At 56.3% G+C, this 10773-nt stretch carries 9 protein-coding genes; 3 read left to right on the forward strand and 6 right to left on the reverse strand.

Annotation, left to right across the window (positions count from 1 at the left end):
- The first annotated feature begins 400 nt into the window (after positions 1-400).
- Both VPK24_RS02905 and nrdJ read left to right on the forward strand, forming a co-directional pair.
- The gene (locus VPK24_RS02905) at positions 401-688 is read left to right on the forward strand and encodes a hypothetical protein (RefSeq protein ID WP_393010561.1); all 288 of its coding nucleotides are present in this window, start codon (positions 401-403) and stop codon (positions 686-688) included.
- Between the two features lie 640 nt (positions 689-1328).
- Positions 1329-3623, forward strand: coding sequence for a ribonucleoside-triphosphate reductase, adenosylcobalamin-dependent (gene nrdJ / locus VPK24_RS02910; protein WP_393010601.1), 2295 nt, complete (start codon positions 1329-1331; stop codon positions 3621-3623).
- Between the two features lie 214 nt (positions 3624-3837).
- Here the strand turns inward: nrdJ and VPK24_RS02915 are convergent, their stop codons facing one another.
- Genes VPK24_RS02915 through VPK24_RS02935 form a run of 5 tightly spaced genes read right to left on the reverse strand, consistent with a single transcriptional unit; the run spans position 3838 to position 8544 of the window.
- Entirely contained in the window at positions 3838-5085 is a 1248-nt protein-coding gene (locus VPK24_RS02915; protein ID WP_393010563.1) for a hypothetical protein, read from the reverse strand.
- Positions 5086-5107: 22 nt separating this feature from the next.
- A complete protein-coding gene (locus tag VPK24_RS02920) occupies positions 5108-5572 on the reverse strand; it encodes a type II toxin-antitoxin system VapC family toxin (protein WP_393010565.1) in 465 nt (154 codons plus the stop codon).
- On the reverse strand, positions 5556-5849 hold the full coding sequence (locus tag VPK24_RS02925; protein WP_393010567.1) for a hypothetical protein: 294 nt from the start codon (positions 5847-5849) through the stop codon (positions 5556-5558). The genes VPK24_RS02920 and VPK24_RS02925 overlap by 17 nt, the downstream gene beginning before the upstream one ends.
- A 31-nt stretch (positions 5850-5880) precedes the next feature.
- The gene (locus tag VPK24_RS02930) at positions 5881-6552 is read right to left on the reverse strand and encodes a hypothetical protein (RefSeq protein ID WP_393010569.1); all 672 of its coding nucleotides are present in this window, start codon (positions 6550-6552) and stop codon (positions 5881-5883) included.
- Positions 6553-6609: 57 nt separating this feature from the next.
- Positions 6610-8544 carry a tetratricopeptide repeat protein gene (locus VPK24_RS02935; RefSeq protein ID WP_393010571.1) on the reverse strand — a complete coding sequence of 645 codons (1935 nt, stop codon included), beginning with the start codon at positions 8542-8544 and terminating at the stop codon, positions 6610-6612.
- A gap of 12 nt (positions 8545-8556) precedes the next feature.
- On the opposite strand from VPK24_RS02935, the gene VPK24_RS02940 reads away from it, so the two are divergent.
- Complete coding sequence (locus tag VPK24_RS02940) at positions 8557-9231, forward strand: Uma2 family endonuclease (RefSeq protein WP_393010573.1); 675 nt, start codon at positions 8557-8559, stop codon at positions 9229-9231.
- Between the two features lie 45 nt (positions 9232-9276).
- Here VPK24_RS02940 and gndA read toward each other — a convergent pair whose 3' ends face one another.
- Positions 9277-10698, reverse strand: coding sequence for an NADP-dependent phosphogluconate dehydrogenase (gene gndA, locus VPK24_RS02945; protein WP_393010575.1), 1422 nt, complete (start codon positions 10696-10698; stop codon positions 9277-9279).
- Between the last annotated feature and the right edge of the window lie 75 nt (positions 10699-10773).

Here is a 10773-nt window from a genome sequence, read left to right on the forward strand (position 1 = left end):
GCGGGTAGGATTGGCAATGACCGGGAGACGACTCATGAGCTGGGTGATGCTTCGGGTAGGTCTAGCCTAAAACCGGATTTAGAGCTGCCAAGTCGGCTTTAGCTTCTCTTTATAAATTAGCTCTTAGATGGCGATCGCTGCGAAATTGCTGCTGAATTGCATCATCTCGTACACCATCATCGGGATTGGTGTTAGCGCCTCAGTCACCCAACTGCCATCGCTTAGCGGGTTGGTTTTCATCGCAGTTTTAGCCGGGTCTGGAGCTTGTTTTTGGGCTGAATATGCAGCTCTTAGCTATCTGCTTGATGTGCTTGGCTATGCCTTTAGACTGACATCTAGACTTTTCCCAAATCTGATATCTACACCGCAAGATCGCACCTCAAAAGCCCTCTGGGACATCGTGGGCGCTGCTGCGCTGCTGGCTTTGAGGGCCGTGGCGATCTCCTGGACTATCGCTGGGGCTGGGGTCGTTCTGTGGCGCGGATCGTGGGAATTGGTGAGTGGCTATGGATGGGGGTTTGCGGCGCTCTGGTGGGTGAGCTGGCCCCTCAGCTTGGTTCTGTCCCCAGAATTCACAGTTGACAACCTGGGAATCAACAAAAGATTAGCCGTTACTTTGCTAACCCTGGCGGCTGGAGTCGGGTTGGCGATCGGGTGGTGGATCGATCACACCTTGCATCCCGCCTAGCCGGTTTGAGTTGAGTTGCTAAACTCTAAGTTCAGCAAACGATTTTCCTAAAAATTTAATCTTTTTCTGTATTCTGACTTCCTAATTTCAGCTCCATGAAAACCACCCATCTTACAGAAAATCTTGATAAGAATTTTTAGAAACAATTGACCTGGATTTTCCGCGTTCGGGTTACCTTCAACAGAGTCTCAACGGCCCAAAATCATTGAGCCGATCGCCCAAAAATCCGCACCAGCCCGATCGCGCTACTTTCGGCGCTCAACCAACAAACCACCCCAACTAACCATCCCAACCAACCATCCATCAGCCCCAGAGAAGTCCCGACCCAGACACAGAAATTTCTATCTCGTATTTCTGAATTTTCACTGGAGACAGGTGAGTTTTTCGGCAACCATGCGCCAGACATTTCGCGGCAAGCTGGACAACTGGCTCAGGATCCACCCCAAGTGGGCCCCAGGGTGGCAAAAATACGAAAATCGTCGTTGACTGGTAGCGGATTCGCCATCACCCTGGCAACAATCATTTACAAGTCACCCAGATTTGGTGTTTATTGGATCGGCTGGTCATCGATCAACGCTACATCTTGCGTTGTGACCAGCAGCCTTTCGTGTCGTATCAACTGTTGTTCACAGCCAATCCCATGGTGCAAGAACTGAACCGCGCTCAGCAGCAACCCGTCGATTTCCCTGACCACGCCCCCACCGCCTACCCGGTGTTTTACCGCACCTACAGCCGTCGGATGGACGGGGAGCGGGAATCGTGGCAGCAAACGACCGATCGCACCCTGCGCGGCTTGGTCAAGTTGGGCAATCTTTCCGATCAGGAAGCGAGCCTGCTCGATCGAATGCAGAAGCGGATTGTGGCGCTGCCATCGGGGCGTTGGCTGTGGGTTGGGGGCACGGACTGGCTCGAAAACCCGCAAAACTTTTCAGGAGCCTACAACTGCACCAGCACCAATGTCATCGACTGGAAAGCCTTTGGGCTGATGATGGACTTGGCGATGATGGGCTGTGGCACGGGCGGCGTGCTGGAACCGCGCTACATTGAACAGCTCCCGCCAGTGCGCAACTCAATCACCGTGACGGTGACGGGCGAGCTGGGTACGGTTCCGGTGGGTCAACGCTTGCAGGAAACAACGGTGGATATCGTTGGCAACGCGGTGCGCGTGGTGGTGGGCGACAGTCGCCAGGGCTGGGTGAAGTCGTACCAAACCTTGCTGGATCTGTGCAGCGATGAGCGCTTTGACGGCGAAGTGCAAGTGGCGATCGACCTCAGCAACGTGCGGCCGGCGGGGGAAACGCTCCGGGGCTTCGGCGGCGTGGCTAACCCGATCAAGCTGCCGGAACTCTACGATCGGGTGACTCGCATCTTGAACCGGGCGATCGGTCGGCAACTCACCTCGGTGGAATGCTGCCTATTGATCGACGAAGCGGCTGTCACAATTGTAGCAGGTAATATAAGAAGAAGTGCCGGAATGCGTCAGTTCAACAGCACTGATGAACTGGGAGCCAAAGCCAAGGATAACTTATGGCAGCAAGATGAGGCGGGCAATTGGCGAATTGATCCCGATCGCGACTCACTTCGGATGGCGAATCATACCCGTGTTTTTCATCAGAAACCCACAGAAACGGAGTGCATCGACGCGGTTCGCAAGCAGTTTTACTCCGGCGAAGGTGCAATTCAATGGGCAGGCGAAGCGATCGCCCGCAGCAATGCCGATTTAATCGCTGGAGATGATGAAAAGAAAGCATTCATTCTTGCTTTTCAAGAAGGAAATGGAAAAAAATGGCTTGCCAAAAAAAGCAGTGAAATTGACGAAAAAGAATTAACTCACAGGCTTGAACGCATTGGACTCAATCCCTGCGGCGAAATTTTGGGTTCTGATTTTCACTGCAATTTGTCAGAGATTCATCTCAATCAAATTGACCCAAAAGATCACCAAACCCAAGAGGATGCCTTCAAGGCTGGGGCCTTGTCGGTGGCGGGTTTGCTCAACCATCGGTTCCAGGAAGAGCGCTACCAATACAGTCGATCGATTGACCCGATCGTGGGCGTTTCCTTCACTGGTTTGTTCGATTTCTTTGTGCAAGCCTTTGGGGTCGATTGGTTGCGCTGGTGGGAAGCGGGTCGCCCGGACACCGTGCAAGGTTTGGAATTTAAAGACCAAGAACGGCAATACCTCAACCGTTGGCGGGAAATTGTTCACCAAACGGTTTGGGACTACTGCGATCGCCACGGTTTGCGCCGCCCCAACCGCTGCACGACGGTGCAACCCTCGGGCACAAAATCGCTGTTGACGGGGGCTTCACCCGGTTGGCACCCACCCAAGGCCGCGCGGTTCATTCGGCGGATCACGTTCCGCAAAAACGATCCGGTCGCCCTGGCTTGTTTGGACTATGGCTACAGCATTGTGCCGTCCCAGTCCGATAAGGATGAAAACGGCAACTTGCTGAATGATCCGTTTGATCCGCGCTGCACTGAGTGGCTGGTGGAAATTCCGGTGGCGGTGTCTTGGGCAGACTTGCCGGGGGCGGACACAATCGCGATCGAGCAGTTCAGTGCCCTGGCTCAGTTTGACTTCTACATGCAGGTGCAAACCCACTACACCACCCACAACACCAGCGCCACGATCGAGCTGCGGGAGCCGGAAATCGAACCGTTGGGCCGCCGGATTCACCAGGCGATTCAAAACGATGAGGGCTATATCTCAGCGGCGTTGCTGGCCCGGTTTGACGATCTGCAAACCTTCCCCCGGTTGCCCTTTGAGCCAATTTCGCGGGAAACCTATCAGACAATGCACGATGCGGCGCTTCAGCGGCGGCGGGTCAGCAGTTTCCACGAGGCCCTGCGGCGCTATGACAAAGGCGAAATGGCGGAAGCGGGCCCAGCGGGCTGCGATTCCGACAAGTGCCTGCTGCCGGAAACGAAGAGCTAGGGCCGGGAGCGATCGCGCCGGTTGGGTTTGACTCCTGCGCTTGTGAGTCGTTTTCTTGCCTGCGATCGGGTAGGGGCGTACCGTTGTACGCCCTCCGACAGGGGTGATCGATCGAAACGAGTTGCTTCGGGAAGCTCTTGCGGATTGGAGAGCGCATGGCGATGCGCCCCTACGAGAGTTCATCGATTTCAAAGGGCGAACGTGCTGGTTCTGGCTACTTTTCGGGAAACAAGCGCGGGATAAAAATCGCGGTGAAAGCGCCCAAAAAACCCAAAACGGCTGCGAAGGCTTCGGAGTTGAGCCATGTTGCCAACACTGTGGGCGATTTGATGGATTGCACGGGGAAGCGGGGTGAAAGGCCGGCCGCAATTTCGGTGCTTTCGCCGCCGGCTAGGAGTGACCAGCCGATCGGGTTTTTGGGGTCGATCGAGAGCGATCGCAACCGTTGAAAGCCCGGTGAGTGATCGGCGAGTACTAGGAATTGCTCGCGTTGGAATTCGAGGGTGTTGTCGTCTAAGCGCACTTTGCCGCCCAACAGGCTGGAGAGTTCCAGTTCTTCATTGGGGCGACCAGTGATCAGCAATCGGTTTAACTTCAGATCAGTCACCGGTAGTTCTTGGGCAACCCAAGAGGGACTATCGCCGGTATCGAGATCGAGGACTTGTTTGAGGTCAGGAACGCCGATCGAGAGGCGGGTGGGTGAGGCGAGGTTGATTTGGGTTTCGTTGCTTTCGGGCTGATAGGTGATGGTGCGATCGCTGCCGTCGTTGAAGCTGGCGGGCAGTCCTGAGATCGCCACTTGGGTCAGGGTCAGCTTTAGGGGTTGATCGCCCCATTGCACTTGGGCCTTGCCGAGGGATTTGAGTTGGGTTTGTTGTTCGGGGGTGGCGACGCAGTGGTCAGGCAAGCTGTCGGCGGTTCGCAAACAGACGGAAATTCGCCGACTTTTGGGGAAGTAGGCGAGGCGATCGACCCGGCTTTGGGGCGGCAGGTTCACCTCCAGCAAGGTCAGCTCACTGGCCGCATCTTTGGTGGCGGGGACTTCGGCCCGGAGCCGACTATCGGCCTGGGCAAAGGTCAGCACCAGCCGATCGCGCCCTTGGAGTTGTTGGTTGAGGGCTGGGTCGGGGCTGCTGAAGCGGCCAACCAGTTCGACGGGGGCGGCGGTTTGACCAATGAAATCCAGTTCTGTGAGTTTTTTGAGGTCTTGGAGGATGGGGCGATCGACCTCTCCGGCATAGGTAAAGCTCAGTTGCCGCACGGTCAAGGCGGCTTCAAAGGTGGCGGGGCCGCGCCAGAAAAAATAGCCGATGAGTAATCCCGCCCAAGCGGCAATCAGAACGAGAGCGATTAGGCGATCGTCCCAACTGGAGTTCCGAAATCGTCGCCAAAGTCCTGGGACTTTTTTCAGGAGCGGAGGAAGGCGGCGTTGGCGAAGCACGGGTGATGATGGTTTTTTCATGGTTGGTCTAGATAATTCATCATCACTCGATCGCTAGGAAATTAGACAGATTTGTAATTTCAATTACGCTAGAAAATCGCCGAAAATCAGCAACATTAGCCGTTAATAATTGAGGTATCTGATAGACCAGCATCGTTGCAGCAATGTTGGCATCATGGATTTGTTTGCCTGCTACTGAGTAGAGACTCAATAATTCAACTAATTTTTGATGCACTGATGTCAGATCTTCTGCAACATTGAAAATCTGGCAGAAGTATTTCACTCGTTCAAGGGCAATTGGCGTGCTTAAGGGTTGACTATTGCTTTGAGGTCTAGTCACGATCGCCAAATATTCACGGAGAATTTGATTACTAATCCAGAGTGAAAAGCCTTGCTTATAGTAGTGCTCCAACGCCAAGCGAGCGAGATCATGCCACGGTGATTGCTCGGCATTCGCGTAGACCAAAATATTAGTGTCGATGAAAATTGCTCTAGCGTTCTGAGTCACCGTAAAGTGCCTCGCGGTTGAGCATAGGAGGAGCGTAAGAATCCACCGGGAAATTGAGTGGTGGTCGCTCGGGATTGGACGGGGCTGGGGCAATTGTGGCAGGTCGTGTGATTTCGATTGCGTCTCGGAACCAGCGAATGAGGCTGAGGAGTTTGGCCAAATAGGGCGCAGGGATAGCGGCAATTTCCGTTGCAATGGCCTGACGAATGGCTTGGTGCTGGTCAGGATCAAGGGATGGTGTAGTGGTCGTTGGGGCGGAGGGTGTTTGGGAAGTCATCGTTTAGGAAGTCGAGGGATTGGATGGAATGCTAGTTGAGCCAGCGGCGATCGTGCCGGAGATAAAAGGTGCGTTGATCGCCTGTGCTGGTACGAACAACTAGGCGATATTCTCCGGCGGGGGCGTTGCCATAGTCCCAAGTTTCCCGCAATTCTCCTTCAACGGGCGCGGTGCGGGGGCGGCTCCAGACGACCTGACCGCTGGGGTTGCGGAGTTCCAGGGTGGTGATGGTGGCGCGGCGGGGCACAAACAGGACGATCGAATAGCGGCCGGTGGCTTGGTTCAGGATGACGGGATAGTAGCGATCGCTGGACTCCGCAACGGCCAGCAGGCGGCTGGGTGAGATGCCGGAGCCTTGCAACACGTTGGTGGGCAGTTGGAACCGAAAACCGTTGCTGCTGAAGCCGGATCGAAAGCGATCGAGTTGGTAGCTGCGCTGTTTGGAGGAGATCAAAACTTGGGGGTTGCTGATGCCGTTGACGCGGATGCTGAGGCTGTTGCCCCAACTGTCACCGATGCCGTTGGTGGCGTAGGAAATCAGTTCTAGGCTGCTGGATTGGGGGCGTGGGATCAGGCCTTCGCAACGATTGTTGTCGCGCAGCATGTAGGCGGGGTTGTTGGGGTTGCCATTGGGGCAGGCGATCGCGCTGGGAGCCAGGCTGAGGGCGATCGCACAGGCAGCAAGCAGAGGACGCAGCAGCATAACGGTGGGGATGGGCAGGAGGTGAGATTGCTGTTTTTAGGCTAACTCACTTGGAAACTAGGGCAAAATGCCCCAGGTTTGGAGTTTGTCGCGGATCGGTTGGATGCGGATGGCGCGGGCTTGCTGGCCGGTGCTGGCAAAGTTGCTGAGGTTGGGAGTCTCAGCTTGGGGATCGAGATCAAAACTGGTGGCATCGACCACCCTGCTTACCATGCCAACGAGTCGATCATTTTCGTCAAAGACCGGGCCGCCAGAGTGGCCGGTGGCGATCGGGGCGCTGAAGCTGAACATGGGTTGCCGGGGATCGTAACCCGTGAGATCACCAGGGGCCTTGACCCAAAAAAGGTCTTGGTTGTAGGGATGGCCGATCGCCATTACTTTGCCAATGAACTTGATTTGGTTGGCTTCGGCTAGCACCAGAGGTTTGATGTCGGTTGGTGCGCCGGTGACTTTCAGCACCGCAATGTCTAAGTTGGCATCCTGTTGCACCAGCTCCACGGAGGTCAGCCTGCGGCGAGCTTGGCCTCCGGTGGGGAAGCTATAAAACTCGACGCTCATTTCTGTGCCGGGGCGGTCTTGTTTGTCCACAACGTTGTGGCGACAGGTGACAACCCAAAGGGTGCTACCTTCCCGTTTGACCACCCAACCCGTTCCCCAATCCGGTTTGCTCGGTTCCTGACCCACGGCGGCAAAACGGATTCCCACAATCACCGTGGCTCGGAACAGGGCAACTTGGGGATTCTGTTCCACTGACGGCACAAAGGCCAAGTCATCCAGCACTGGGGGACTGCGCCGCGCTGCTAATTTTTCCCGGGCTGCCCGCAAGCTGTTTTGGGCAAACGTGGCTTGCGGATCGAGGGCAACGGCTTTTTCATATTCAGCGATGGCGGCTTCTAGGTTGCCCTGCTGTTCTAGGGCATAGCCCAGGTTGGCACGAAAATAGGTATGGGTTTGAAATCCTGTACTTTCACGCTTACTAGGGAGGGCTAATCCCAGTCGGTATTGTGCGATCGCCTCCTCCAATTTCCCTTGGTCTCTCAGCGCGTTCCCCAGGTTGTTGTAGGCAGCGGCATATTTGGGGTCGAGGGCGATCGCTTGGCGGAATTGGGCGATCGCCTCCTCCAATTTCCCTTGGTTTCTCAGCGCGTTCCCCAGGTTGTTGTAGGCATATGCATATTTGGGGTCAAGGGTGATCGCTTGGCGGAATTGGGCGATCGCCTCCTCCAATTTCCCTTGGTCAGCCAGCGCGTTCCCCAGTCCGTTGTAGGCAGTGGCATATTTGGGGTCGAGGGCGATTGCTTGGCGGTATTGGGCGATCGCCTCCTCCAATTTCCCTTGGTCAGACAGCGCGTTCCCCAGGTTGTTGTAGGCATAGGCATATTTGGGGTCGAGGGCGATTGCTTGGCGGTATTGGGCGATCGCCTCCTCCAATTTCCCTTGGTCAGACAGCGCGTTCCCCAGGTTGTTGTAGGCATAGGCATATTTGGGGTCGAGGGCGATCGCTTGGCGGTATTGGGCGATCGCCTCCGCCAATTTCCCTTGGTCATACAGCGCTGCCCCCAGGTTGTTGTAGCGAATAGCACTGGGCTGGATGGCGATCGCTTGACGGTATTGGGTGATCGCCTCCTCCAGTTTTCCTTGGGAATCTAGCGCGAACCCTAGATTGCTATGGGCATAAGCATTTCTGGGTTCGCGACGCAGCACAGCTCGGAAAATCCGCTCGGCCTCCGCAAAACGGCCCGCAGCTTGGGCCGCATTGCCCTGCCGAAATAGTTCATCAATCGTTGGCTCGCTGGCAATGATCGGTGAGGGCGATTGGGCTGGCCGTTGCGCCCTCACGCCCTCCGGCACAGCCACCAGCGCCGCGATCGCCACCGCCATCACCCAACCCGATCGCCCCAAAAATTGGCCCATACTCACCAAAGCTCCCGCGCCACCTGCCACCAATTTTAGGCGATCGCCCCTTGCCATAATGGGAGCAACTGCGATCATCAGGACTCACCCATGACCGCTCAACCCACCACCAGTCCGCCCCCCAACGCCGATCGCCCCCAGCCACCCGCCACAGACGAAGCGCGATCGCTCTGGATTCCCGATCGCTGGCCGATCACCGAAGCGCAATTCCGCGCCCTCGCCGCCTGCAACCGCGATCGCCGCCTCGAGTGCAACGCCCAAGGAGAACTGATCATCATGCCGCCCACGGGTGGAGAAACCGGGGCCCGCAACATTGAGCTGGCCTATCAAGTCCAGGCTTGGAACCGTCGCACCCGGCTGGGGATCGCGTTTGACTCCTCCACCGGGTTTCGGCTGGCAACCGGCGCGATTCGATCGCCCGATGTCTCTTGGATGCGTGCTGACCGGTGGGATTTGTTGGATGCGGAAGCGCGATCGGGCTATGTACCCGCCTGCCCCGACTGGCTGATCGAGCTGCGATCGCGCACCGATCGGCTGGAACTGCTGCAAGCCAAACTGCAAGAGTATTTGGCGGCTGGTCTGCAACTGGGTTGGCTGATCGATCCAATTCAGCAACAAGTTTGGATCTATCAACCCGACCAAGCACCGATCCAGCTCGATCGCCCCCTGGAGTTGAGCGGCGATCCGGTGATGCCGGAATTTCGGTTAGATTTACGAGCCATTTGGCCTCCCGAATCCACAGGAATCTCACCAAATGCGCCCTAATCTTCCCTTGCCACCGCTCAACAGCCTTGGGCGATCGCGGCCTAACTAACCGTTTGCCAATGCGGCCCATTCCGTGTGGAACGTGCCCGGTTTGTCGATCCGCTCGTAGGTATGTGCGCCGAAGAAATCGCGCTGGGCTTGGGTGAGGTTTTGGGGCAATCGATCGCGCCGGTAGCTATCGAAATAGTCCAGGGAGGCGCTGAAGGCCGGAACCGCGATCCCCGTTTGGGCCGCCGTTGCCACCACCGATCGCCAAGCGGCCTGGCGATCGAGAATGGTTTGCTTAAACTCCGGAGCCAGCAGCAAATTCGGCAACTGTGGATTATCCGTAAAAGCTCGCTCAATTTTGCTCAGGAAGCCCGCACGGATGATGCAGCCGCCTTTCCAAATTCTGGCCATTTCCGCCAAATTTAAGCCATAGCCAAACTCAGCGGAAGCCTTTGCCAACAGGGCCATCCCTTGGGCATAGGAACAGATTTTGGAACAGTAGAGCGCATCCCGCACTTGGTCAATGAATGTGGCTTGATCCACCGGGGCGATCAGGCCGGGGCCGCTCAGCTCTTGGGCCGCCGCCGTCCGCTCGGCCTTGATGGATGACATAATCCGGGCATTCACCGCCGCGATGATGGTTGGGATCGAAACCCCCAATTCCAGGGCGCTCATCACCGTCCACCGGCCGGTTCCTTTTTGCCCCGCTGCGTCTTGAATCAGCTCCACCAACGGCTCTTGAGTGTCGGGATCACTGACTTTAAAGATTTCAGCGGTAATTTCAATCAAAAAGGAGTTGAGTTCGTCCGTTTGGTTCCAAGCCGCAAAGGTGGCTTGCAACTGGGCTTGGTTCAGGCCGCCCACGGTTTTCAGCAAGTCGTAGGCTTCGGCAATGAGCTGCATATCGCCATACTCAATGCCGTTGTGAACCATCTTGACGTAGTGTCCAGATCCGCCGGGGCCGATATAGGTGACGCAGGGGCCGTTATCCACCTGGGCGGCAATTTTGGTGACGATCGGCTCAATTTTTTCATAGGCCGATCGCGTGCCACCGGGCATCAAGCTAGGGCCATTCAGCGCCCCTTCTTCGCCACCGCTCACGCCCATGCCAATGTAGGTTAGGCCCAAGGCTTCCAGATCTTGGGTGCGGCGTTCTGTGTCCTCATAAAGCGAGTTGCCACCGTCAATCAAAATATCGCCCGGAGCCAGCAGGGGCTTGAGCTGTTCAATCACCGCATCCACGGGCCCGCCGGCCTTGACCATAATCAAAATTTTGCGCGGCGGTTCAAGGGCAGCCACAAATTCTTCCAAGCTGTAGGTGGGTTGCACCTGCTTGCCCTGGGCCCGGGTGGCCATGAATGTGTCGGTTTTATCGCGGCTGCGGTTATACACCGCGATCGGGAATCCATTCCGTTCAATGTTCAGGGCAAGATTTTCGCCCATCACAGCAAGACCGATGAGTCCGAAACTTTGAGCCATAGGAAAAATCTGGGTCGGCTAACAATCGGCTGAGTTGCGGCTGGCGGGCCAATCATGCGGGCCCCAACCAACATC

The sequence above is a fragment of the Limnothrix redekei LRLZ20PSL1 genome, assembly GCF_043235035.1.
In the GTDB taxonomy this organism is placed as follows: Bacteria; Cyanobacteriota; Cyanobacteriia; order CACIAM-69d; family CACIAM-69d; genus CACIAM-69d.